This window comes from Flavobacterium potami (assembly GCF_020026915.1).
GTDB classification, from domain to species: domain Bacteria; phylum Bacteroidota; class Bacteroidia; order Flavobacteriales; family Flavobacteriaceae; genus Flavobacterium; species Flavobacterium potami.
In genome coordinates, this window is record NZ_JAINUY010000004.1 from 183,284 (window position 1) to 207,271 (window position 23,988).

24 protein-coding genes are annotated in these 23,988 nt (G+C 33.6%); 16 read left to right on the top strand and 8 right to left on the bottom strand.

The features are described from left to right. Positions 1-97: 97 nt before the first annotated feature. The 4 genes from K6T82_RS13085 to K6T82_RS13100 all read right to left on the bottom strand — a co-directional run bounded on the left by K6T82_RS13085 (position 98) and on the right by K6T82_RS13100 (position 3,111). Entirely contained in the window at positions 98-646 is a 549-nt protein-coding gene (locus K6T82_RS13085) for a CopD family protein (protein WP_223706363.1), read from the bottom strand. An 87-nt stretch (positions 647-733) separates the two neighbouring features. Next, positions 734-1,747 carry a ferrochelatase gene (hemH, locus tag K6T82_RS13090; RefSeq protein ID WP_223706365.1) on the bottom strand — a complete coding sequence of 338 codons (1,014 nt, stop codon included), beginning with the start codon at positions 1,745-1,747 and terminating at the stop codon, positions 734-736. 85 nt (positions 1,748-1,832) lie between these two features. Continuing rightward, entirely contained in the window at positions 1,833-2,240 is a 408-nt protein-coding gene (locus tag K6T82_RS13095; protein ID WP_223706367.1) for a hypothetical protein, read from the bottom strand. Between the two features lie 4 nt (positions 2,241-2,244). Then, positions 2,245-3,111, bottom strand: a complete 867-nt coding sequence (locus tag K6T82_RS13100; RefSeq protein ID WP_255596551.1) for a helix-turn-helix domain-containing protein — start codon at positions 3,109-3,111, stop codon at positions 2,245-2,247. A gap of 368 nt (positions 3,112-3,479) precedes the next feature. On the opposite strand from K6T82_RS13100, the gene K6T82_RS13105 reads away from it, so the two are divergent. From K6T82_RS13105 to K6T82_RS13165, 13 genes are all read left to right on the top strand, one after another. After that, on the top strand, positions 3,480-3,914 hold the full coding sequence (locus K6T82_RS13105) for a hypothetical protein (RefSeq protein ID WP_223706369.1): 435 nt from the start codon (positions 3,480-3,482) through the stop codon (positions 3,912-3,914). A 16-nt stretch (positions 3,915-3,930) separates the two neighbouring features. Then, complete coding sequence (locus K6T82_RS13110) at positions 3,931-4,515, top strand: globin family protein (RefSeq protein WP_223706372.1); 585 nt, start codon at positions 3,931-3,933, stop codon at positions 4,513-4,515. Between the two features lie 360 nt (positions 4,516-4,875). Further along, positions 4,876-6,126: a glutamyl-tRNA reductase gene (hemA, locus tag K6T82_RS13115; protein WP_223706374.1), complete on the top strand. Its 1,251-nt coding sequence runs from the start codon at positions 4,876-4,878 to the stop codon at positions 6,124-6,126. A gap of 233 nt (positions 6,127-6,359) precedes the next feature. Beyond that, positions 6,360-6,764: a GxxExxY protein gene (locus tag K6T82_RS13120; RefSeq protein WP_223706376.1), complete on the top strand. Its 405-nt coding sequence runs from the start codon at positions 6,360-6,362 to the stop codon at positions 6,762-6,764. A 164-nt stretch (positions 6,765-6,928) separates the two neighbouring features. Further along, positions 6,929-7,852, top strand: a complete 924-nt coding sequence (gene hemC, locus K6T82_RS13125) for a hydroxymethylbilane synthase (protein WP_223706378.1) — start codon at positions 6,929-6,931, stop codon at positions 7,850-7,852. Then, positions 7,852-8,517 carry a uroporphyrinogen-III synthase gene (locus tag K6T82_RS13130; protein WP_223706380.1) on the top strand — a complete coding sequence of 222 codons (666 nt, stop codon included), beginning with the start codon at positions 7,852-7,854 and terminating at the stop codon, positions 8,515-8,517. The genes hemC and K6T82_RS13130 overlap by 1 nt, the downstream gene beginning before the upstream one ends. A gap of 92 nt (positions 8,518-8,609) precedes the next feature. Beyond that, positions 8,610-9,635 carry a uroporphyrinogen decarboxylase gene (hemE, locus tag K6T82_RS13135; RefSeq protein ID WP_223706382.1) on the top strand — a complete coding sequence of 342 codons (1,026 nt, stop codon included), beginning with the start codon at positions 8,610-8,612 and terminating at the stop codon, positions 9,633-9,635. Between the two features lie 77 nt (positions 9,636-9,712). Then, positions 9,713-10,381, top strand: coding sequence for a hypothetical protein (locus tag K6T82_RS13140; protein WP_223706384.1), 669 nt, complete (start codon positions 9,713-9,715; stop codon positions 10,379-10,381). 3 nt (positions 10,382-10,384) lie between these two features. Then, positions 10,385-10,762 carry a hypothetical protein gene (locus K6T82_RS13145; protein WP_223706386.1) on the top strand — a complete coding sequence of 126 codons (378 nt, stop codon included), beginning with the start codon at positions 10,385-10,387 and terminating at the stop codon, positions 10,760-10,762. A gap of 2 nt (positions 10,763-10,764) precedes the next feature. Beyond that, entirely contained in the window at positions 10,765-11,310 is a 546-nt protein-coding gene (locus K6T82_RS13150; RefSeq protein WP_223706388.1) for a GNAT family N-acetyltransferase, read from the top strand. Then, positions 11,307-12,212 carry an oxygen-dependent coproporphyrinogen oxidase gene (hemF, locus tag K6T82_RS13155; protein WP_223706390.1) on the top strand — a complete coding sequence of 302 codons (906 nt, stop codon included), beginning with the start codon at positions 11,307-11,309 and terminating at the stop codon, positions 12,210-12,212. The genes K6T82_RS13150 and hemF overlap by 4 nt, the downstream gene beginning before the upstream one ends. A gap of 144 nt (positions 12,213-12,356) precedes the next feature. Further along, a complete protein-coding gene (locus K6T82_RS13160; RefSeq protein ID WP_223706392.1) occupies positions 12,357-13,295 on the top strand; it encodes a DUF4421 family protein in 939 nt (312 codons plus the stop codon). A gap of 91 nt (positions 13,296-13,386) precedes the next feature. Further along, positions 13,387-14,274 (top strand): fructose bisphosphate aldolase, encoded by an 888-nt coding sequence (locus K6T82_RS13165; RefSeq protein ID WP_223707100.1) that lies wholly within the window; start codon positions 13,387-13,389, stop codon positions 14,272-14,274. 70 nt (positions 14,275-14,344) lie between these two features. Here the strand turns inward: K6T82_RS13165 and K6T82_RS13170 are convergent, their stop codons facing one another. Further along, positions 14,345-16,210 carry a hypothetical protein gene (locus K6T82_RS13170; RefSeq protein WP_223706394.1) on the bottom strand — a complete coding sequence of 622 codons (1,866 nt, stop codon included), beginning with the start codon at positions 16,208-16,210 and terminating at the stop codon, positions 14,345-14,347. 3 nt (positions 16,211-16,213) lie between these two features. After that, positions 16,214-16,846 carry a hypothetical protein gene (locus K6T82_RS13175; RefSeq protein WP_223706396.1) on the bottom strand — a complete coding sequence of 211 codons (633 nt, stop codon included), beginning with the start codon at positions 16,844-16,846 and terminating at the stop codon, positions 16,214-16,216. Between the two features lie 270 nt (positions 16,847-17,116). On the opposite strand from K6T82_RS13175, the gene hemB reads away from it, so the two are divergent. The 3 genes from hemB to K6T82_RS13190 are packed head-to-tail and all read left to right on the top strand — an operon-like array spanning position 17,117 to position 19,486. Then, positions 17,117-18,112, top strand: coding sequence for a porphobilinogen synthase (gene hemB, locus K6T82_RS13180; RefSeq protein WP_223706398.1), 996 nt, complete (start codon positions 17,117-17,119; stop codon positions 18,110-18,112). A 51-nt stretch (positions 18,113-18,163) separates the two neighbouring features. Further along, complete coding sequence (locus K6T82_RS13185; RefSeq protein WP_223706400.1) at positions 18,164-19,078, top strand: hypothetical protein; 915 nt, start codon at positions 18,164-18,166, stop codon at positions 19,076-19,078. Between the two features lie 9 nt (positions 19,079-19,087). Further along, entirely contained in the window at positions 19,088-19,486 is a 399-nt protein-coding gene (locus tag K6T82_RS13190) for a c-type cytochrome (protein WP_223706402.1), read from the top strand. A gap of 67 nt (positions 19,487-19,553) precedes the next feature. On the opposite strand, the gene K6T82_RS13195 is transcribed toward K6T82_RS13190, so the two are convergent. Both K6T82_RS13195 and K6T82_RS13200 read right to left on the bottom strand, forming a co-directional pair. Continuing rightward, entirely contained in the window at positions 19,554-21,614 is a 2,061-nt protein-coding gene (locus tag K6T82_RS13195) for a M13 family metallopeptidase (RefSeq protein ID WP_223706404.1), read from the bottom strand. Positions 21,615-21,781: 167 nt separating this feature from the next. Continuing rightward, positions 21,782-23,839, bottom strand: coding sequence for a M13 family metallopeptidase (locus K6T82_RS13200; protein WP_223706406.1), 2,058 nt, complete (start codon positions 23,837-23,839; stop codon positions 21,782-21,784). Positions 23,840-23,988: the final 149 nt, after the last annotated feature.

Below are 23,988 nucleotides of genomic sequence, written 5' to 3' on the forward strand. Positions count from 1 at the left end.
TTGTCATTTTGAAGTTTAGCATATTTTTAGTGATTAGTGAATAGTAATTAGTGATTGGTAAAAGCTCAAAGACTATTCACTAATCACTCTTTACTAATTACTTTTTTTCTCTAATTCGTTTGTAAAATCGAAAGCCAAGCATAATTAAAACCGAAAATAAAACAATTCCGATTACGCCGAAAATCCAGTTGATGGCACTTTTTAAAACTACTAAAAAAACAACAGCAAACAAAATAATCGTTGCACCTTCGTTCCATAAACGCATGAAGTTGTTCGAATATTTCACCTCATCATTCTGCAATTGCTTAAAAATCTGATGGCATTTTCCGTGGTATAAATACAAAAGGAAAACGAAGCATAATTTTACGTGCATCCAAGGCATTTTCATCCAAACATGACCTGCATCTGTAAAAAACAGCATCCAAAAAGCAAAAATACTCGCCAAAACTGCCGATGGCCATGTAATAATATACCACAAACGGTAGGCCATAATTTTGTATTGTGCTTGCAAAATTTCTTTTTCTGGCGAAGGTTTTTCATTGGCCTCAATTTGATAAACAAACAAACGCACAATATAAAACAAACCTGCAAACCAAGTTATGACAAAAATAAGATGCAGTGATTTTAGATAATTGTAGTATTCCATTGTTGTTTTTGTTTCAGGTTTCAAGTTTCAGGTTTCTCTCAAAGTGGCTAAACTTGGAACGTGAAACCTGAAACTTGAAACAAAATATTACTTCGCCCAGTCATTAATCCAGTTAGAAACTGTCTGACACCATTCGTCATCGTCATTCAAACAAGGAATTGCCAAGAACTCTTCTCCTCCATTTGCTTCAAAATCTTCTTTGGCACGCATTGCGATTTCCTCTAAAGTTTCCAAACAATCTGAAACGAAAGCTGGTGTTACAACCGCTAATTTCTTGATTCCTTTTGCTGGCATATTGTCAATTTCAACATCCGTGTAAGGCTCCAACCATTTATCTCCCGCTAAACGAGATTGAAAAGTCAGACTATATTTATCTTCTGGAAGTCCTAATAATTTTATGACTTGTTTTGTTGTTTCGTAACATTGGTGACGGTAACAAAATTCGTGCGCCGGTGATGGCGTGTTACAGCATGAACCGTCAATTTTACAATGCGATTTTGTTACATCAGTTTTGCGAATATGACGCTCTGGAATTCCGTGGTATGAAAACAACAAATGATCATATTCAAACCCAACTAAGTGTTTCTGAATTGAATCTGCTAAATTTTTGATGTAATCTGGTTTGTTGTAAAACGCCGGAACATCGGTAAATTTCATATGAGGGAATTTCTTCTTGCGAATTTCTTCTGCTTTAACTAAAATAGTCAAAGTCGAAGCCATTGCATACTGCGGATATAATGGAAAAAGCATTACATCTGTAACTCCTTTATCGTTTAATTCCTGAAGTCCTTTTTCAATCGTCATAGTTCCGTAACGCATTGCTAAAGAAACTGGAACGTTTACTAAAGGCTGTACTTTTTTCTGCATTCTTTCTGAAAGAACAACTAACGGCGAACCTTCTTCCCACCAAATTTTCGCGTAAGCGTGTGCCGATTCTTCAGGTCTTTTTCTTAAAATAATACCACGAACTAATAATGCTCTTAATAAATATGGAACGTCAATTACATATTTATCCATTAAAAATTCATCTAAATATGGTTTTACGTCTTTTGGAGTTGGACTTTCTGGAGAACCTAAGTTTACTAATAATACGCCTTTCATTATGTTTTTTGCTTTTAAGCTTTTGTTTGTTTTTAAAAATTTCGGCAAAAGTAAACGTTGTACTTTATTAGAAATATGATAATTATTACTTTTTAATTATATTCAAATTTGTAAAATCAATAGATGACTTCCTTTGATCCTTACTTTTCATTTTCTCTTCTTTCAAACATTCAATTTCCCCATTCTCTACATTAACATAAGCAGTACTTTTTTTCCCAAAAGAAATTTTTAATTTTCCGCTTCTTATGAAAACAGAATTAATTTCATCTTTTCTTTTCCCACACGTTTTAATAACATCTGCTTTCCACTTAATAGTATCATTTTGAATTGCTATTAAAATTTGATTCTTTTCTTCAATGCAAAAAGTTATCCCGCCAACGTATTCCATTCCTTCCAATTTCCACAAACCATCGTAGTTAATTTTAGAATCACTTTGAGCAGCTAGTTTTAAAATAGAAGAAAATAGAATCAAGAAGAAAACTAATTTTTTCATTCAATTAAACATTCGCATTAATCGACATCAAATACTTTTTAGGTGTTGTTCCGAATTTCTTTTTGAATGCGGCTATAAAATGACTTCCCGTGCTATAACCGATTTTCAATCCTACTTCGTTTACATTATAAGAACCGCTGTCTAATAATTTTCTAGCGAAATCCATTTTATAATCGAACAAGAAACCGTAAACCGTGTCGCCGTAAATTTGTTTGAAACCCATTTTCAGCTTTTTCAAATTCAGACCAATTTCATCTGCCAATTCTTGCAATCCTGGAGGTTCGGCCATATTAGCAATGATAATTTCTTTGGCTTTTCTGATTTTCAAAACATTGTCTTCATCAATCAAAAACGGACATTGTTCTGCATTCGGATCTTCGGTTCTGTTGAAATACAAACTCAACAATTCGTATCCTTTTCCTTTATAATAAAGGTTTTTTATCGAAGGATGGAGATTATAATGAAACAATTGACTCAATACAATCGCCATTGACGGACTAATATTTCCTTCGTTATAATACTTTTTATCCTTATTATCAGGACTTAAAAAAGTAATATAATCGGCTTCTGCAGAAAACAATGCGTGAAATTTCTTTATCGAAACAATTACCGAAATCACCCACGAGTTTGGAGCGAGTTCTAAATGAAGCGGTAATTCTTTCTGCGGATTGTATAAAAGCAGTGATTTTTCTTCTTTCAATTCCAAAGCATAATTGCCTTGATTGAATAAGAATTTGGCATTTCCTTTTATCCCGAAATGAAACTGTATCAATCCTGTACCAATCTCGTGTTGCGCATTAAAAGGTTCTGCACTATCATTCTGAAACCGGATTAGCGTAAAGTCGTCTTCAATTTTTATTTCTTCCTCCATTTTGATTTACTTTATTCAAGTTATACTGTCATTTTGCAGAAACTATAATTTGGCTTTCCAAAATTAAATCTTTTTGATGGGTTTATCGTTTACTTACTTCTAAATTTATAATTTCTTTATTCTTTAAAAGTTTTTCCCTTCTTTTTTATTCTAATTTCTTCAAATCAGCTTAAGTCTTTTTTTGATTTCAAAAATATTAAATTACTGATTATCATTTCATTGTTTAGAAAAAACAAGCGTAAATTATTTCTTACACTATTCATATTTGTTCTAAATTGAGGAATTGTTATCTATTAACAAAACCAATTGTAAAAACCGCACGTAAATGATTCTTAAAAAACTAAATCAATAATTATACAAAAACTTTTATGAAAATTAACAAAACTGTAAAAAGAGGACTTTGGACCGTGTTGGTAGCGGGCGTATTATTTTTTGCCATTTTAATATTCCACATTATTACAGCGAAACCTGCTGTTTATGAAAGTCCCAATTTGCAAGTAAGCAGAATCGATTTTAAAGAAAACATAGATTCTATAAGCGCCAAAAAGATTTGTGCAGATTTAAGATCCATCAAAGGATTAACTTCTGATTCTATTATAGTAAAAAGAAATGTCGTGGTTTATTTCCATAACAATAAAATCACAAATTCTGAAAAAGTGTATAACGAATTAATGAGCAAAGGAAATTATGACGCTCAACGTTATATTTTACCTGCAGGCCTTGCAAATAAAGAAGTTTGCCCTATCGATCAAAATAGTTACAGCTACAAACTATCAAAAAAATTAAATCAGTTTTTTAATTAACCTTTAAATATTTATTATGAAAAATTTTTCTAAAATTACCTTGAGTGTACTAATCGCCGCATCGGCATCATTAGCTTCTTGCAGCAATGACGATGATAAACCAGTTGAAAAAGCTACAATCTATGAGAGATTAGGAGGTTCTGCTATGGTTTCAGATCCGGACAACTCAGGACAAATGATTGAAAAAGGCCGTTTAAGTTTCCGTAAAGTGGTAAATTCAACTATAGGATTAATCGTTGCAGATATTCAATCAAATGCATCTGGAAATTTACAAGCCCATTTTGCACCGCTTTTAGCAGAAACAGGAAATACTCAGGCTACAAATATTGCTAAGCTATCTGACAATCTTACTGATTTCTTTTCCTTTAACACTGGTGGAACAAATGCAGTAAACACTTATTCAGGATTGAATATGGTAGCTGCGCATGATCCTGCTAAAAACCCTCGTATGGGAACAAAAGCTAGTAGTGCAGATTACACAAAATTTGAAGGATATGTTGGTGCTGCTGCTAATAAAAATGGTGTTGCTTCAAACACAGAACTTTACACAGATATCGTTGCTGTTTTGGAGTCGTTAAGAACGCCGATTGTTCAAAAATAATTTCCTTTCCTTTAAAAGCGCTATTTAAAATTTATGATAGCGCTTTTATTAAATACAATTTTCTGATTTATAAAATATCGCAATTCTGAAAGTAAATTACAGTCAATATTTACAATTTACTTTTTGAACCCATAGCGATATTTTTTTTGAAGTAAATTTTAATAATTTATCTCTAGTTATTTAGAACCACTCTAAACAAAACATTTCAAACGACTTGATTTTGCTATAAAAGTGCTGATTTTTAAATAAAAAGACCTGTTTAGAATCAAAAAAACATACAGCGACACAAAAAGTACTTTTAGCGTTATTTTTATCGATGGTATAGTAATAATTTTGTTGCACTTTTATGAAAGTGAATTTATGGAAAACAATAACGTACCGAAACACCTTTATTTTTACTCAGTTGGTCTGAGTTATAAAAAAGCTGATGCTGAGGTCAGAGGTCAATTTAGTTTGGATGCCGTTGCGAAGACTCGCCTTCTGGAACAAGCTAAAAACGATGGAATAGAAAGTTTAATAGTTACTTCAACTTGCAACAGAACCGAAATCTACGGTTTTGCAGAACATCCCTTTCAATTAATAAAACTAATCTGCGATAACAGCAATGGTTCTGTTGACGCTTTTCAAAAGGTTGGTTTTGTTTACAAAAATCAAGAAGCAATCAATCACTTATTTCGCGTAGGAACTGGTTTAGACAGTCAGATTTTAGGTGATTTCGAAATTATATCTCAAATTAAAACCAGTTTCGTTCATTCCAAATCTTTAGGATTAGCGAATAATTTCATGGAAAGACTGGTAAATGCGGTTATTCAGGCAAGTAAAAGAATTAAAAACGAAACAGAGATTAGCTCTGGCGCAACTTCGGTTTCTTTTGCATCAGTTCAATACATTCTTAAAAATGTAGAAGACATCAGCAATAAAAACATTTTGCTTTTCGGAACTGGAAAAATTGGAAGAAATACGTGTGAGAATTTAGTAAAACACACTAAAAACGAACACATCACTTTAATAAACCGTACTAAAGACAAAGCAGAGAAACTGGCAGGAAAATTAAATTTGATTGTTAAAGATTACTCTGAATTGCATTTAGAACTTCAAAAAGCCGATGTTGTAGTTGTGGCAACAGGCGCACAAAACCCAACAGTTGACAAAGCGATTTTAAATCTAAAAAAACCTTTATTGATTTTAGATTTATCTATTCCGAAAAACGTTCATGAAAATGTTGAGGAACTAGAAGGCGTAACTTTGATCCACATGGATTATTTGTCTCAATTGACAGATGAAACTTTGGAAAACAGAAAATTACACATTCCGGCAGCAGAAGCGATCATCGAAGAAATCAAAGAAGAATTTGTGACTTGGATGAAAGGAAGAAAGTTCGCTCCGACAATTAATGCTTTAAAAGACAAATTAAACGCAATCAAAGCTTCGGAGTTAGATTTTCAAAGCAAAAAAATCGCTGATTTTAATGAAGAGCAAGCTGAAATCATCAGTAATCGAATCATTCAAAAAATCACTACACATTTCGCAAATCATTTAAAAGACGAAGATACCATGGTCGATGAAAGCATCGAATGGATCGAAAAAGTCTTCAAAATAAAAGCATCTTAGTTTATATTTTACCATTAAGGACAATAAGAGAATTAAGTCAATCTTTGTCAAGAGAATTAAGTTTTTATTCTGACAATGCTTAATAAAAATTAAACCATTAAGATATTAAGTAAATTAAGACCATTCTTTGTCAAGAGAATTAAGCCAAGCTATAACAAAAGCTTAATAATCTTAAATTCAACACAAAGACTTAATTCTCTTAATGCCCTAAATGGTAAAAACAAAAAAGTTCTATGACAAAAAAAGAGGTTACTCAATTGGCTTATGAAATTACAGGCTATGCTATTAAAGTGCATAAAGCTTTGGGACCTGGACTTTTAGAAAGTATATATGAGAAGTGCCTTAAATATGAATTAGAACGAAACGGATATGATGTAAAACAACAATTATCTGTGAAAATTGATTATTACGATCTTGAATTTGAATCGGATTTAAGAATAGATTTACTTGTTAATGATTGTGTGGTTGTTGAATTAAAAGCGATAGAAACCCTATTGCCAATTCACGAAGCGCAATTATTGACTTATATGAAATTATTACAAAGACCTCAAGGGTTATTGATTAATTTCAACACAACAAACATTACAAAATCAATGAAACCACTTGTCAATGAACATTTTGCGAGGTTAATTGATTAAACATAAAATATTGAACCATTTAGGTATTAAGATAATTAAGTCCAAGCTTTGTCAAGAAAATTAAGCCCAGCTATACTTTTTTAAGCTAACGCAAAGCTTAATAATCTTAAACTCAACACAAAGACTTAATTCACTTAATGCCCTTAATGGTAAAAACAAAAAACATGGCTGAAAAAACAATCAGAATAGGAACGCGTGACAGCGAATTAGCACTTTGGCAGGCACACACTGTAGAGAAAAAACTAAACGATTTAGGTTATAAAACTTCAATTGTTGCCGTAAAATCTCAAGGTGATATTATTCTGGACAAACCGCTTTACGAACTTGGCATTACGGGAATCTTCACCAAAACGTTAGACATTGCCATGATCAATGGCGATATTGATATTGCGGTGCATTCTATGAAAGATGTCCCAACGGCTTTGCCAAAAGGTATCGTTCAAGGTGCTGTTTTACCAAGGGCCAATGTTTTAGATATTTTAGTCCATAAAGGAAATCCTGATTTTACAAATCCAAGCACTATCGCAACCGGAAGTCTGCGTCGCCAGGCACAATGGTTCAATAAATATCCAAATCATACCGTAGTTGATTTACGCGGAAACGTAAACACGCGTATGCAGAAGTTGCAAGACAACAATTGGGACGGAGCTGTTTTTGCTGCCGCTGGTTTAGAAAGAATCAACTTAAAACCTGAAAATTTCATCAATTTAGATTGGATGATTCCAGCGCCTGCACAAGGAGCAATGTTGGTTGTGGCAATGGAAAATGACAATTATACTTTGGATGCACTTTCTCAGTTAAATGATATCGAAACTGAAATTTGTACACACATCGAACGTCAGTTTTTAAGAACGCTTGAAGGAGGATGTACAGCACCAATTGGAGCTTTGGTTACCTATAACGAAGACGAAGACACTTTACATTTTCAAGGTGTTCTACTTTCTATTGACGGAAAACAAAAACTGGAAATCGACAAAACGGTTGATATTTCAGAATGGAAGAAACTAGGTTTCAACTCTGCTCAGGAGATTTTGAATAATGGCGGAACAGAATTAATGCAGAAAATCAAAGAATCTCTGAAAAAGTAATGGCAAACCAAGTTCAAATAGTATCTACAAAAATATTATCTCCTCTTCATAAACAAGAGTTAATGAAATATGGCGTTGAATTAATCGAAGCCGATTTCATTAAAACCGAAAACAAACCTTTCGAATTAAAAGACCTCAACGAAAGCCTGATTTTTACAAGTCAGAATGCGGTTCATAGTGTTTTATCTCATCCCGATTCTGAGCAGTTAAAGAAAAAAAACGTGTATTGCGTTGGACTTAAAACCAAAACGCTTTTAAGCGATAACGGCTTTAATGTTGTGGCTTACACAGGTTATGCTGCAGATTTAGCCGAAATTATCACTTTAATTTACGGAAATGAGAGTTATACTTTTTTCAGCGGTAACATGAGAAGAGATACGCTGCCGGAAGCATTAAAAGAAAACGGAATTAAATTCAACGAAATTCAGGTTTACGAAACTACGCTTCAACCTCAGAAATTGAAAGCAAATCCAGAAGCGATTTTGTTTTTTAGTCCGTCTGGCGTTAAAAGCTATTTGAAACACAACACCATAAATAAACAAATCTGTTTCTGCATTGGAGATACAACAGCAGAAGCATTGTCAAAAATCACAAAAAACATCATCGTCGCAGATCAACCAACAATTGAAGATGTGATCGAAGATGTAATTCACGAATATAAATAGAGCTATACGCTTTAGGCTTTAAGCCGTAAGCATTAAAATTATAAACAAAAACAGCTTAAAGCCTAAAGCTTAAAGCCTAAAGGAAAGAAAAAATGTTAAAAAACGACCTATTTTTAAAAGCATTAAAAGGAGAAACAGTTCAGCGTCCACCAGTATGGATGATGCGTCAGGCAGGAAGATATTTGCCAGAATTTAGAGAACTTCGTGATAAATATGATTTTTTTACACGTTGCGAAACTCCAGAATTAGCTGCTGAAATCACCGTTCAACCAATTCGTCGAATTGCTCCAGATGCTGCGATTTTATTCTCAGATATCTTGGTTGTTCCAAGAGCAATGGGAATTCACGTAGAATTGAAAGACAATTTAGGACCGATTATTCCGAATCCGATTCGTTCTTTGGCAGATGTTCATAAGGTGTATGTTCCAGATGTAAATGATACATTAGGTTATGTTTTCGACGCTGTGAAATTGACTAAGGAAATGTTGAATGACGAAGTTCCGTTGATTGGTTTCGCTGGTTCGCCTTGGACAATTTTCTGTTATGCTGTTGAAGGAAAAGGTTCTAAAAGCTTTGATACTGCAAAAGGATTCTGTTTTTCAAATCCAGCTGCAGCACATACTTTATTGCAAAAAATTACAGACACTACTATTTTATATTTAAAAGAAAAAGTAAAATCTGGTGTAAATGCCGTTCAGATTTTTGATTCTTGGGGAGGAATGCTTTCTCCTGTTGATTATCAAGAATTTTCATGGAAATACATCAACCAGATTGTTGACGCTTTAGCCGATATTACTCCAGTTATTGTTTTCGGAAAAGGTTGTTGGTTTGCTCTTGGCGAAATGGGTAAAAGTAAAGCTTCTGCATTAGGAGTTGACTGGACTTGTTCTGCAAGAAATGCACGTTACTTATCTGGCGGAAACATTACTTTACAAGGAAATTTTGATCCGTCAAGATTGCTTTCTCCAATTCCAACTATCAAAAAAATGGTTCACCAAATGATCGATGAGTTCGGAAAAGACAAATATATTGTAAATTTAGGTCACGGAATTTTACCAAATATTCCTGTAGACCACGCAAAAGCGTTTATTGACGCGGTGAAGGAATACGGGCAATAATAGTTTTCAGTATTCAGTCGCAGTATTCACGTTAGACTGTGACTGAATACTGCGACTGAAAACTTAAACTAAAGCCTATGTTTGCTACTTTAAATTTCAAAAGAAATTCACCATTTTCATTTATTGAATACGGCTTTCAAGCCTATTATGCTTATGTCTTTTTGATGGTTTGGATGCATCCAGAACTTCATCCGGTAAGTTTGATAAATGATTTGGCTATTTTAATGGCTTTTGAGTTTATAATGGTACATTCAGGTGTTTTTATGGCAGTTATGCCTAAAAAATGGTCGCTCTTTGTTTTTTTTCCTTTGTATGCAACTTTTGCCTATTCTTTTAACGAATCGGTTATCAACACCAATATTCTATATATTTACCTGCTAACCGTTTTAAACAGAATGCGATTTGCATTTTCAAATGTAAGTCCAGAAGTTCGAATGACACAAATGGGAAAATCTGCTCTAAGAGCCATTTTCTATTTTTTCCTGATTCTGGCGGTTTGTATCGGAAATGCTATAATACCTCCGTTTGGATTGACACAAGAGTATTTAGAAACATCAGGTTATTTTCAAACCGTTAAGTCAAGCGGATTGTTTATAGAAAAGCCTTACGTACCAATTTGTATGGGATTTATCTATTATGCTTTGCCTGTTTTATATTTTGTTTATCGAACAATAAAAAAACTTGGTCAAACTTCAAAAGGAAAATTAGTTTATAGTCAAACTACATTCAAATCTACTAAAATGTAATTTATGCTGAATAAAGGTTTAAGAGACGAAGAAAGTATACGAATAGAGAACACTCTACGAACTTTACATGCATTAATTTTCGTTCCAAAATTTTGGAATGCTGAAGATACAAGCCTTATTGACGAACAGTTAAAAAGCTTCGGTTTAAGTTTACAAAGAACAATTGAAATACCGGAAGATGAATTAATCATTCTCTTGCAAAGATGTCATTTAGATTGGAATCAGCAAGAACAGTTTGCAGATATTCTAGTTGGATTGTCTCAAGAGAATCAATTTAATTTTTTAGGTAAAGCACTTGTCATTTATCAATACATTCAACAAGAAAGCAAAGTATTTTCTTTCGGAATAAACACCAAAATTTCTTCACTAAAAAACAAATAGAAATGAGTTTTACAGATTGGAAAATAGACCGAATTGAAAATGTTCTTCCCGAAGAGTTTTACAAACTGATTGAAAAGAATAAATCACACATTGAAAAAACTTTTCCGGTAACTTTAGCCAATTCTGACTCTTTAGAAAAAGCACAAAACTTCATTTCGTTCAACCTTGAAAAAGAGAAGAACAAAGAAGCTTTTCATTTTTATGCCCGCGATATTCAAACCAATAAATTAATTGCTTATTTGAATGTAAAAACGATCGATTATCGCATTTCAAAATGTGAATTAGGATATTTTGTTGATGAAGATTATCAAGGAAAAGGAATTACATCGAAAATGGTTTCTAATGCACTTGCCTTTTGCTTCAACGAATTAATGCTGAATAAAGTTTTCATTTGTACTTCCGAAATTAATATTGCAAGTCAAAGAGTCGCATTAAAACACAATTTTAAACAAGAGGGAATATTAAGGGACGAATTTAGAAACGGAGACGGCACTTTGCAGAACTCTGTATATTTCGGACTTCTTAAATCAGAATATATAAAATCATGAAAGACAAATTTTACGCATACATACAAAATTTACAAGACCAGATCTGCGCTGGACTAGAAGCGGTTGACGGAACTACAAAATTCCGCGAAGACTTATGGAAACGCCCTGAAGGCGGCGGAGGAAGAACACGTGTTATTGAAAACGGAAGTGTTTTCGAAAAAGGCGGTGTCAACATTTCAGCCGTTCACGGAAAACTTCCAGAAACGATGCAGAAAATGTTTGGCGTTGGCGAAGCCGATTTCTTTGCTTGCGGACTAAGTTTGGTTCTTCATCCGAAAAATCCAATGGTTCCTACCGTGCACGCCAATTGGCGATATTTCGAAATGTATGACGAAGCAGGAAATGTGATTCAACAATGGTTTGGAGGCGGACAAGATTTAACGCCGTATTATTTGTTTGAAGAAGATGCCATTCACTTTCATCAAACTTGTAAAACAGCTTGTGACAAACACAATCCTGACTTTTATCCAAAATATAAAAAACAATGTGATTCGTATTTTTGGAATGCGCATCGTCATGAAGCTCGCGGTTTAGGCGGTTTATTCTTTGATTATTGCAAAGCAAATGAGCAAATGTCAATGGAAAATTGGTATGATTTCGTAACCGAAGTTGGAAACAGTTTCCTTGAAGCTTATGTGCCGATTGTAGAAAGAAGAAAAAACCTTCCTTACACTCCAGAACAAAGAACGTGGCAGGAAATCCGTCGTGGTCGTTATGTTGAGTTTAATTTGGTTCACGACAAAGGAACTTTATTCGGTTTAAAAACCAACGGAAGAATCGAGAGTATTTTAATGAGTTTGCCTCCGCATGTACAATGGGTTTACGATCATCATCCAGAAGTTGGAAGTGAAGAGGAAAAATTAATCAACGTTTTGGCAAATCCGCGCGAGTGGATTTCTTAATCTAAAAATTGTTTAACACATAGAAACATAGATTTAAAAGATATATCTTAGAGGTAATTTTAGAAAATCATATTTTTTCACATAGCTATGTGGAAATATTTGGAGTGAGACGTCTTTTTAAAAGTATCTAAAAACTATGTATCTATGTGTTTAAAACTACTTTACATCACATTTTTCACCAGCATTTTGGGATGTTTTGCCCAAAACGACTCCTTGAAAAATCCGTATTTTAAATCATACGATGATAAAATTACTGCCAGTATTTATTACTTAGATACTTCGAATAGTTTTGAGATTGCTTCTAGTAATCAGGATCCAAAAATATTTTTAAATCTGATTCCCAATCGAAGAGAGCAGATTGGTTTTAGTTTAAGCTATAAAATCATCGACATTACGATTGGTTTTGCTCCCAAATTTCTTGGCGGAAATAAGGGTGATTCACATTCTAAAAATTTCAATTTCAATACCCGCTTCTACTATAAAAAATGGATGCAGTCTTTTACTTTTATCAATCAAAAAGGATTTTATGTAAGCGAAGATAATCTAACCGCGCAATTACCCCGAATGCGGACCACCAAAATCGGCGGATCTACAGCTTATGTTTTCAATGACAAATTCTCTTTTAAGACTTTAGTCAGTCAAAACGAATGGCAGACTAAGAGTTCTGGAAGTTTCATTCCGACTTTTTCTTTTTATTATACCAATTTAGATTTAAATACGCCCGATACTTCGCCTGGCGATATGTATGTATTTACGCTGGCTCCCTCCTATTTTTACAACTTTGTTATAAGCGATCGCGTTTTAATTGGAGCTGGACTTGCTTTAGGAGCCGGAATTAATATTACTGACGGCGACACCTCAGCTTTATATCAAGCCGATTTCAATTTGAAACTCGCTTACAATAAAGATCGTTTCTTTGGCTTTGCAACACTAAATACAGTCAGCTTTCTGCAAGACGATAAAGTCGACCCAAGATTAAATGATAATATCGCTACAGTAAAACTTTCCATTGGTTATCGATTTGATCCTCCAAAAAAAGTAAAAGAAGTCTACGACAAGGTGAATGAGAAAATAGGTTTGTAAGAAATCTTAACTCAAAATAAGCATGAAGCACAATTAAAATGCTTAAATTACAGAGATTTATAAAAAACTAAAATTCATTGTTATGAAAAATATAAACAACGAACAGTTAAATCTCATGCATTCCGGAAAAGGTTTTATAGCAGCATTAGACCAAAGCGGAGGCAGTACACCAAAAGCATTATCGCAATATGGCGTTGAAGAAAATCAATATTCAAACGACGAAGAAATGTACACGATTGTACATGAAATGAGAACCCGAATTATAAAAAGTCCTTCATTTGACAGTCAATATATTCTTGGTGCTATATTGTTTGAAAACACAATAGATCGCAAAATCGACGGACAATGGACTGCGGATTATCTCTGGGAGAAAAAACATATTGTTCCGTTTTTAAAAGTAGACAAAGGTCTTGCAGAACTTTCAAATGGCGTTCAATTGATGAAACCGATTTCCAATCTGAATGAATTATTAGATCACGCTGTAGAACGAAATATTTTTGGTACTAAAATGCGTTCTGTAATCAAAGAAGCCAATCCAGAAGGAATTCGCGAAGTGGTAAAACAGCAATTTGAAGTGGGTTTGCAGATATTCAATAAAGGATTAATTCCGATTATAGAACCTGAAATTGATATTTATAGCGCCGATAAAGAAAAATCAGAAGCAATTCTGAAAGAAGAAATCCAAAAACAGCTTCATTTATTGGACAATGATGTAAAAGTGATGCTCAAACTTTCTATTCCAACAATAAACAATTTTTATAGTGATTTAATGTCTGATTCTCATGTGGTTCGTGTAGTGGCGCTTTCTGGCGGATATTCACGCGAAGAAGCAAATGAGAAACTTTCAGAAAACAACGGATTAATCGCTAGTTTTTCGAGAGCTTTATCGGAAGGGCTTACAGCAAATCAATCAGATGCAGATTTTAATACTCAAATTGGAAAATCAATCAAAGAAATTTACGAAGCCTCTATTAAATAAAGTCCAATTAGATTCATAAAAAAATCCCTGAAACAAGCCGCTTCAGGGATTTTTATTTTAAGAACTTCCATTATTTAGAAGTCATTTCATCGGCTAAATCCAATGTTTGTAATATGATGTTTTTATCCGATTTAAAAGAGTTCAGTTTAAAAACGAATTTCAATTTATTGTTAATTAACTTTTTAGAAGATTCCATAGAAATATCTGAAAATTGAGTTGAAATCTTTGTCATTCGATCTAACTCTGAATCTTTAGCATTTTTACCAAATGCCTTAATTGTTTGCGCCATATTCATTTTTCCGAAGATAGAATTTTTGCTTAGATCCTTCTTTGATTCCTTTATAAAATTTCCATTTCCTTTAGAAAAATAATCCATTGTATTGGCAACGACCACAACGTCTTTTTCTTTCAAAATAAAAATATTTCCGTATTCCTGCGTTGCTGCCACAGTAAATACATTTCCGTTTTGAGTCAATAATTTTTTACGAACTCCTAATTGCAATAATTTATCTCCAAAAGTTGGATGCGTTGAAGTAAAAATAACAGAAAACAACGGAATCTCTTTTTTTACTTTTTCTTCCGTAATCGTTTCCTGATAATTTTCATCGTAACCGTACTTTTTAGTCAATACCTCAACTTCTTTCATTCCATACAAAAAAGCGCTCAAATCGCCGTCAAATAGTTTGGCAGTGGCTTCCTCATCTACAATTGTCGAAATCAAATCGGTGGTTACAGCAATATCTTCTTTGGTAAATTTTGAACTTTGGAATAAATCGGTCATCAATGACGGGAAATTTTCCAATGCTGCTTTGGTATTGATATGATATGACATATATCCCAAAGGTTTCTCAGCAGGGAAATAATTGAAAATATTTTTATTGATTTTTCGATCACTTATTTTACTTACAACTCCTGCAATCTGTTCTGAATATTCTACAATTTCTTCGATTCGGGCATTATCATTATCAAAATAAAAATCGACATTAATTCCCTTGATAAAATTTCCAAAATTTTTCTGCATCGGCAAATACTTATCATAACCTCCAAATAAAGACATCGGATAACTATATGCTCCGTAAAGGCTCGCAATCGCACCTCCGTAATCTAACCATGATGAAATATCTGCCGCTACATTTATTTTTTCTGAACTTGGTGCAGTGAATCCATTTTCAAACAACGCTTTTATGATGGCACTTTGTTCTTCGGCCAATTTTTTGTCAAACTCTGCTTGTTCCGCAGTATATTGCTCATACGGATTTCCATCATACAAATAATCTTCTTGAACTGAATCTGCTGCAGGAACTGGCGGAATGTTAACGATTACTTCTTCGTCTTTCTTTTGAGACTTTTCAGCAATTTTGGGCGAATTTGGAACTTCATAAACCGTTGGCGCTTCTACAACAACAGCTTGTTCGTATGCTTCTGCAGAAGCAATTGTATCAGATACATAAGCCGTCTCTGCATAATCATACGATTTTACGGGAAGTTTTTTTGTCAATTCAAAAACAACCAAATAATTGTCATTCCAAACAAAAGATCTTTTCACTCCATTTGGTGTAAAAACAGCATATTTTCCAAATTCCTGAATTGAATTATTAGTTCCGTTTGCCCCCTGTTTTTCAATCAAAAATTGCTTAACGGCTTCTTTGTTTTTAATGGGAATTGTGACCTGATAATACGGAACGCTGTCTAAGAAATTTCCGTGAATTGTAATCTTTTGATCCAATTGAATGATGTCGGTATATTTCCTCAAATCAAAATCTGGTTTTTTGCTGATGTATTTTGTGATAATCGGATGATTCAATACTTCATCAATACTGACTTTTTTAGAAAGCTGATTTCCATTGAACTGAACAAAATAATCATGTTTTGCTACATTTTGTCCAAAAGTCAAACAAAAGGCGAATAATAAAATTAAGGTGTAAAAATGCTTCATAAATCAAGGCGTTAATTGGATGGAATTATTCATTAATGTCGATTTTTTAAAAACGCTGTACATACTTTGTTTTAAAAAAACCGTCTTTTTATTTTTTGAAATTTTACTGTTTGCATTGTCAACCGACACTATATCTTTATCGAAAGTATAAATAGAAATAATATTTGCTTCTTCGAGATCTTTCTTTTTCTTCGGATCGTTTACGACTTTTTCTGGAATTGGATAAGATGCAATGCGCTGAAAATTTTTATCGCTTCCGCTAAAGTGAATCTGCTCCCGCTGATTGTTTATTGTATTGACAACGGCATTTAAAGCCTTTAAATTGGCATAATTGAGTTTGATAATGAACACATAATTTTGGAAATCTGTTTTTGTACTCACATTAGATATTCCATCAATTTTTAAAGCTTTGATTTTAAAATCTTCCAGTTTTTGGGTAATTTCCTGTTCGTTCGGAATTTTTACGCCATCGACTTCTTCCAGCCAAATAGCCGATTTGGTTTTAAACCAAGATTTCGAAAAATCGATCATCAAAGTATATTCACCACTTTGATCATCGTGATGTTTGATTCTTTCCGTAATCTCAAAACAACTTGTTAAGAGCAGGCAACAAAATAAAGCGAGAATTTTCTTCATTTCACAAATTTAGACGGAAATATTTGAAAAACCATAATTTGGTTCATTTCAATGTAAAAAATCAAATTTTTAGATAATATTAACGGATTCTGCCATAAGCTAAACGCCTTATTTTGTTCCTTTTTCAGTAACTTTGCATCGCTTTATTAAAAGTAAAAACAACTTCAAAAAATAAAAAACAACTGCGGTTTTAGAAACAAAGATTAATTTAGCTGTTTTTCAAACGAATCAGTCAAAATCTGAATTCTAAAATCTAAAATCTAAAATTATATGTTCCCATTACAAAGAGGCAGAAGATTAAGAGTAAATGAATCGATTCGTTCTTTAGTTCGCGAAACCAGTTTAAGTCCGTCAGACTTTATGTTTCCAATGTTTATTGCTGAAGGCGAAAATGTAAAAGTCGAAATTCCATCTATGCCGGGAATTTTTAGAAGATCTATAGATTTAACGGTTGAAGAAGTAAAAGAACTTTATGATTTAGGAATTCGTGCCGTAAATATTTACGTAAAAGTGAGCGAAAACCTAAAAGACAATACCGGAAAAGAAGCTTGGAATGCTAACGGATTAATGCAACAAGCCATTCGTGCCATAAAAGCTGCTTGTCCAGAAATGATTGTGATGCCCGATGTGGCTTTAGACCCATATTCTATTTACGGTCATGACGGAATTATAAAAAATGGCGATGTAGAAAATGACAGCACTGTTGATGCCTTAGTAAAAATGGCAGTTTCTCACGCAGAAGCTGGTGCAGACTTTGTAGCGCCAAGCGATATGATGGACGGAAGAGTTTTACGCCTTCGCGAAGGTTTGGATGCTGCCGGATTCCAAAATGTTGGTATCATGAGTTATTCTGCTAAATATGCTTCTGCTTTTTATGGTCCGTTTAGAGATGCTTTGGATTCTGCTCCAAAAGAAGCTGATGTTGCTGTTCCAAAAGATAAAAAAACCTATCAAATGGATTACGCCAACCGTATTGAAGCGATAAAAGAAGCTTTGTCTGACGCAGAAGAAGGTGCAGATATGGTAATGGTTAAACCTGGAATTGCATATTTGGATATTGTTCGCGAAATTAAAAACACCGTTCATGTTCCTGTGACTGTTTATCAGGTTTCGGGAGAATATGCCATGATTAAAGCAGCATCTGAAAGAGGTTGGCTGGATCACGACAAAATTATGATGGAGCAATTAATGTGTATTAAACGTGCAGGAGCGAATCTTATTTCAACATATTTTGCAAAAGAAGCAGCAATACTTTTAAATAAGTAATTAATTACAAAAAAATATATATTTTAGCGACAAATTTAATCCCTAAAATATATGAAAAAATTATTACTTTCTTGCATGCTGATGGCTAGCCTAACATCTATAGCACAAGATATTAAATTTAAAAAAGACAAAATCAGTATCGATGGAACTGAAGTTGCCATTCTTGACAAAGTAAAAGTAAATTACAAAATCTTGTCGCTGGATAACAGACCCATTTTCTCTATTGAAAGAAAAAGTGCTCTAATGGCTGACGGATCAACATTTTACTGGTCTGTTCTTACTGATTTAAGCAATAATAAAACTAATGAAATAGTTGATTACGGTAAAGATCAGGGTTTAAGCTTTCAAAAAACGATTGTTGCAAGTGTTTGTAATGATAAATACAAATTTATCAGTGCAGCAGGAATTGATGAAAAAGGAGTTTTGGAATTCATAAACGGAACGCCAACTGATATTCAAAAAGTAATTGCAGATGCTAATCAAAAAACGAATGATCAGATAAAAACGGAGCTTGAAGCTATGTACGCTTTACGCATAAAAGTGACAGATGGAATCATTTACCAAAAACAGGAAGTTTTAAAAGAAAACGGAATGGTTCAGGATTATGTAAAAATCGGTGATGTGGTAAAACAAAATATCACTTTCATGGCAAATTGGCCTCCTAGTTTGGTTTACAAAGTAAACTCAATCTACACTGAAGTTGACAATAACAACAGAGAACAAACAAGAGTTAGAGAAATTGGAGGATGGTATGCAACAAAAACCGGTTATGCTAATCCTAAAACAGGTAAAAACATTAAAGACGAAATCATTACAGCTGACAACAAATATTTCCCTTTAAAAGGAACTCTTACTGACACTGAAAAAATCAATCTTTCTTTCTCAAAAGGAGATAAAGATTTACTTGAAAAACAAATCGTAGCAAAATTGCTATACAATGGCTATAAATTTGAAGCCATGAAATAATATTTAAATATGAATAAAGCAGTATTTTTAGCTGCTGTTTTAGCTTTTGCCTCTTGTAAAAAAGAAGGTTCTGAAAAAACAGATCAGACAAACGAAACTTATTCTGAAGGAGAATCGGCAACAGCCAAAACACCTGAAGCATTAGGAAAACAACTTTTTGAAGGAACTGGAAATTGCTTTGCATGCCATCAGCCCGATCAAAAAGTTATTGGACCAAGCATTAAAGAAATTGCCAAAATCTACAAAGACAAAAACGCAGATATGGTAACTTTCTTAAAAGGAAATGCAGAACCAATTGTCGACCCGAGTCAATTTGAAGTTATGAAAACAAACTTTGCTATTACTCAAGCAATGTCTGATGAAGAACTAAAAGCTATTGAAACTTATATGTACAGTCATTTGAAATAAATGAACTATTATTCATAAAAAAACGGCGCTTTTATCAAGCGCCGTTTTTAGTTTTATAACAATAAGATTACCAGATTTTAACTCGTTTTTCTGGTTCCAAATACATTGGATCTCCTTTTTTAATTCCGAATGCCTCATAAAAAGAATCTAAGTTCTTAATTGGCACAACCGCTCTGTACATTCCTGGAGAGTGCGGATCTGTTTTAACCTGACTCTTAATTGCTTCGTCACGAGATTTTGTTCTCCAAACGGTAGCCCAAGAAATAAAGAATCTTTGTTCTGGTGTTAATCCATCTATTAAACCTGGATTTCCGTGTTTTTTCAAATACAACTGCAAACCATCATAAGCAGCGTTAGTTCCTCCTAAATCTCCGATATTTTCACCTAATGTAAATTTACCATCTACAAAAATTCCAGGAAGTGGTTCTAAAGCGCTGTATTGAGCTGCTAGCTGAGCTCCAAGAGCCGTAAATTGTTTTAGATCTTCTGGAGTCCACCAGTCTACTAAATTTCCGTCTGCATTGTAACGTGCGCCAGAATCATCAAAACCATGAGAGATTTCGTGTCCGATTACCGCTCCAATTCCACCATAATTCACTGCTTCGTCCGCTTGATAATTATAGAAAGGTGGTTGCAAGATTGCAGCTGGGAATACAATTTCGTTATAAGAAGGATTGAAATAAGCATTCACCGTTTGTGGAGACATTCCCCACTCTGTTTTGTCAACTGGTTTTCCTAGTTTAGCTAAATTTTCAGCATAGGCCCATTTTGATAAATTTTTCATATTATCAAAATAAGTACCTCCTTCATTGACATTCTTAAGTTCTAGTTTTGAATAATCTTTCCATTTGTCAGGATATCCAATCTTAACCGTCAATTTGTTTAGTTTTTCAATTGCTTTAACTTTAGTCTCTTTTGACATCCATGGCAAAGCATTGATTCTGTTTTCATAAGCCAGCATTACATTGGCAATCATGTCTTTTGCCTTTGCTTTTGCTTCAGCAGGAAATAATTTTTCTACGTATAATTTCCCTAAAGCTTCTCCAGTTGCTCCATTAATTACTTGTAAAGCTACTTCTTCACGAGGACGTTGTTTCAAAGCTCCTGTTAAGGTTTTTCCATAGAAATCAAAGTTGGCATTTTCAATATCTGTAGTTAAAGTCGAAGCTGATTTGTTTAATAAAGACCATTTTAAATACTCTTTCCAAGCGCCTACTTTCTTTTCAGTGAAAGTTTTTTCTAAAGCAATCATGTAACGAGGCTGTGCAACATTTACAGTATCTACTTTAGCCATTCCAATTCCTGTGAAATATTTCTCCCATTGAATAGAAGGCGTATTCTTTTTCAAATCGGCAACTGCAGTTGGATTGTATTGTTTTCTTCTGTCTCTTCTTTCAACACGATCCAGTCTTGGTGAAGACATTTCTACTTCTAAAGCTAAAATCTCTTTGGCACTTTCTTTTGCTGTTGCAGGAGATTCTCCAATATATTGCATCATACGCGCAATATGTAATTCGTATTTCTCACGTTTTTCTTTAGAATCTTTATCATCAGAATTGTAATAATCCTTATCAGACAAACCTAAAGTTCCCGGACTTAAAGTCACCGTATTTTTATTACTGTTTTTAGCATCGGCACCTACATAAACGCCAAAGAAACCAGAACCTCCTGCAAGCTGCATTTCAGTAATATAGTTTTGAAGATCCGCAACATTTTTAATGGCATCAATTTTCTTCAAATAAGGTTGAAGTGGAGTTACGCCTCTTTTGTTTCTACCAACAGTATCTAAAATAGTATTGAATAAAGCAATCGCTTTACCTTGATCTGTATTCGATTTATACTTTGGATCTTTGGATGCTGCTTTTAAAATAGCTAGCGCATCATTATCTGTCTTTTGACGAAGTTCATTAAAACTTCCCCATGAATTACGATCACTTGGAATTTCTGTTTTGTCTAACCAGGCACCGTTTACATAACGGAAAAAATCCTGACGTGCACTAACTTTAGGATCCATGTTAGAAATATTAATTCCTGGTTCTTTTGGCTTTGTATCTTGTGCCTGAACTGCTGTTAATGAAAACATTGCAGAAACAACACAAAACATAGGTTTAGAAAGCTTTTTAATCATTTTTATTTAGTGTTTTAGTGTATTTACAAACATATTGTTATTATTTCTATTTCTATGTTAAATTTTTCGAATAATTGATTTTAACTTAAAATCTCTTTTTCTTCAAACGTTTTTCAAGAAAAAAAACGGCGCTTAAACAAGCGCCGTTTTATTGCTAAAGCAATATCTTACCAGATTTTAACACGTTTTTCTGGTTCAACATACATTTTATCACCTTTCTTAATATCGAAAGCTTTGTAGAAAGCATCAACATTCTGAATTGGTACATAAGCTCTGTACATTCCAGGAGAGTGTGGATCTGTTTTTACTTGATTTTTGATTGCTTCGTCTCTTGATTTTGTTCTCCAAACAGTAGCCCAAGAAATGAAGAAACGTTGCTCTGGTGTAAACCCGTCGATTAATCCTGGATTTCCGTTTTCTTTTAAGTACAATTGTAAACCATCGTAAGCAGCATTAATTCCACCTAAATCTCCGATATTTTCACCTAAAGTAAAATTACCATCAACGTGAACTCCAGGCAATGGCTCAAGTGCACTGTATTGATTTGCTAGGTCAGTTCCTAAAGCTGTAAATTGTTTTAAATCATTTTCTGTCCACCAGTCTACTAAATTTCCTTCAGCATTGTAACGAGCACCTGAATCATCAAATCCGTGAGAAATCTCGTGACCGATTACAGCGCCAATTCCACCGTAGTTAACTGCTTCATCTGCTTGGTAATTGTAGAAAGGCGGTTGTAAAATTGCAGCTGGGAATACAATTTCGTTGTAAGACGGATTGTAATAGGCATTTACAGTTTGTGGAGACATTCCCCATTCTGTTTTATCAACTGGTTTGCTCAATTTTTCTACGCTTTCTTTGAATTCCCATTTTGATAAATTTTTCATGTTGTCAAAGTAAGTTCCACCTTCAGCAACACCTTTTATTGTTAGAGCAGAGTAATCTTTCCATTTGTCAGGATATCCGATTTTGATTGTGATTTTGTTTAATTTCTCAATCGCTTTTACTTTTGTTTCAGGAGACATCCAAGTTAAACTGTTGATTCTGTTTTTGTAAGCTAAAATTACATTCTGAATCATTTTTTGTGCTTTCTCTTTTGCTTCAGCAGGAAATAATTTTTCTACGTATAACTTTCCTAAAGCTTCACCAACTGTTCCGTTAACAACATTAAGTGCTCTTTCTTCAGCAGGAAGCTGTTTGACTGCACCTCTTAACGTTTTGCTGTAAAAATCGAAACGTGCGTTGTCAATATCTGTCGATAATTGTCCTGAAGCTCCGTTTAATAAATCCCATTTCAAATATTCTTTCCACTGATTTACTTTATTTTCTGTGAAAACAGTTTGAAGCGCCGTCATATATTTAGGCTCAGAAACAATTACTTCGTTTACTTTTGTGATTCCTAAACCAGCAAAATACTCATTCCATTTAATTGCCGGAGTCAATTTCTGAATTTCAGCAATTGTCATTGGATTGTATTGCAAACGATTATCTCTTCTTTCAACTCTCGTTAATCTTGGTTTAGACAATTCTATTTCTAAAGCTAAAATTTCGGCAGCACTTTGTTTTGCTTTTTCTGGAGATTCTCCAATAAATTGAAGCATTCTTGCAACGTGTAATTCATATTTTTCACGTTTTTCTTTAGAATCTTTATCGTCAGAAGTATAATAATCTTTGTCCGGAAGACCCAATTGGCTCGGAGCAAGATTGATAGAATTTTTAGAACTGTTTTTATCATCAGCACCGATGTAAATTCCGAAAAATCCTGAACCACCCTCTTTTTCCATTTCGACTAAATATTTCTGAACGTCAGCAATATTTTTAATAGCATCGATTTTCTTTAAATAAGGTTTTAAAGGTTCAATTCCTCTTTTATTTCTTCCAACAGAATCTAAATAGGTATTGAATAAATTAACTGCTTTTCCCTGATCTGTATTCGATTTGTATTTTGGGTTTTTAGAAGCATCTTTCAAAACCGCCATTACATCTTTATCTGTTCTTTTGATCAGTTCATTAAAACTTCCCCAGGTTGTTCTATCGCTTGGAATATCCGTTTTATCCAACCAAGTTCCGTTTACATATTTAAAAAAATCTTCACGTGGACTGACTTTTGTATCCATGTAAGATACATTTATACCTGGTTCTTTTGGAGCATTTTGGGCTTGAACCGCAGTTATGGATAACATTGCAGATAAAACACCAAACACAGGTTTAGCTAATTGTTTTTTCATAAAAATTTAGAGTTTAAGGGAAAATACAAACTTATTGTTATTATTTCGAAAATTATGTTAAAATTCTAACTGTAAAGTCAGAAAGAAGCATAAATTTCACAAAATGAAAATTCGAAACTAAATTATAAGTCTGTAATTTCTTTAAATGT

Excerpts from the sequence above, each read along its gene's own strand:
- K6T82_RS13085 (WP_223706363.1), bottom strand. The coding sequence starts at position 646 with ATGGAATACTACAATTATCTAAAATCACTGCATCTTATTTTTGTCATA.
- hemH (WP_223706365.1), bottom strand. The coding sequence starts at position 1,747 with ATGAAAGGCGTATTATTAGTAAACTTAGGTTCTCCAGAAAGTCCAACT.
- K6T82_RS13095 (WP_223706367.1), bottom strand. The coding sequence starts at position 2,240 with ATGAAAAAATTAGTTTTCTTCTTGATTCTATTTTCTTCTATTTTAAAA.
- K6T82_RS13100 (WP_255596551.1), bottom strand. The coding sequence starts at position 3,111 with ATGGAGGAAGAAATAAAAATTGAAGACGACTTTACGCTAATCCGGTTT.
- K6T82_RS13105 (WP_223706369.1), top strand. The coding sequence starts at position 3,480 with ATGAAAATTAACAAAACTGTAAAAAGAGGACTTTGGACCGTGTTGGTA.
- K6T82_RS13110 (WP_223706372.1), top strand. The coding sequence starts at position 3,931 with ATGAAAAATTTTTCTAAAATTACCTTGAGTGTACTAATCGCCGCATCG.
- hemA (WP_223706374.1), top strand. The coding sequence starts at position 4,876 with ATGGAAAACAATAACGTACCGAAACACCTTTATTTTTACTCAGTTGGT.
- K6T82_RS13120 (WP_223706376.1), top strand. The coding sequence starts at position 6,360 with ATGACAAAAAAAGAGGTTACTCAATTGGCTTATGAAATTACAGGCTAT.
- hemC (WP_223706378.1), top strand. The coding sequence starts at position 6,929 with ATGGCTGAAAAAACAATCAGAATAGGAACGCGTGACAGCGAATTAGCA.
- K6T82_RS13130 (WP_223706380.1), top strand. The coding sequence starts at position 7,852 with ATGGCAAACCAAGTTCAAATAGTATCTACAAAAATATTATCTCCTCTT.
- hemE (WP_223706382.1), top strand. The coding sequence starts at position 8,610 with ATGTTAAAAAACGACCTATTTTTAAAAGCATTAAAAGGAGAAACAGTT.
- K6T82_RS13140 (WP_223706384.1), top strand. The coding sequence starts at position 9,713 with ATGTTTGCTACTTTAAATTTCAAAAGAAATTCACCATTTTCATTTATT.
- K6T82_RS13145 (WP_223706386.1), top strand. The coding sequence starts at position 10,385 with ATGCTGAATAAAGGTTTAAGAGACGAAGAAAGTATACGAATAGAGAAC.
- K6T82_RS13150 (WP_223706388.1), top strand. The coding sequence starts at position 10,765 with ATGAGTTTTACAGATTGGAAAATAGACCGAATTGAAAATGTTCTTCCC.
- hemF (WP_223706390.1), top strand. The coding sequence starts at position 11,307 with ATGAAAGACAAATTTTACGCATACATACAAAATTTACAAGACCAGATC.
- K6T82_RS13160 (WP_223706392.1), top strand. The coding sequence starts at position 12,357 with ATGTGTTTAAAACTACTTTACATCACATTTTTCACCAGCATTTTGGGA.
- K6T82_RS13170 (WP_223706394.1), bottom strand. The coding sequence starts at position 16,210 with ATGAAGCATTTTTACACCTTAATTTTATTATTCGCCTTTTGTTTGACT.
- K6T82_RS13175 (WP_223706396.1), bottom strand. The coding sequence starts at position 16,846 with ATGAAGAAAATTCTCGCTTTATTTTGTTGCCTGCTCTTAACAAGTTGT.
- hemB (WP_223706398.1), top strand. The coding sequence starts at position 17,117 with ATGTTCCCATTACAAAGAGGCAGAAGATTAAGAGTAAATGAATCGATT.
- K6T82_RS13185 (WP_223706400.1), top strand. The coding sequence starts at position 18,164 with ATGAAAAAATTATTACTTTCTTGCATGCTGATGGCTAGCCTAACATCT.
- K6T82_RS13190 (WP_223706402.1), top strand. The coding sequence starts at position 19,088 with ATGAATAAAGCAGTATTTTTAGCTGCTGTTTTAGCTTTTGCCTCTTGT.
- K6T82_RS13195 (WP_223706404.1), bottom strand. The coding sequence starts at position 21,614 with ATGATTAAAAAGCTTTCTAAACCTATGTTTTGTGTTGTTTCTGCAATG.
- K6T82_RS13200 (WP_223706406.1), bottom strand. The coding sequence starts at position 23,839 with ATGAAAAAACAATTAGCTAAACCTGTGTTTGGTGTTTTATCTGCAATG.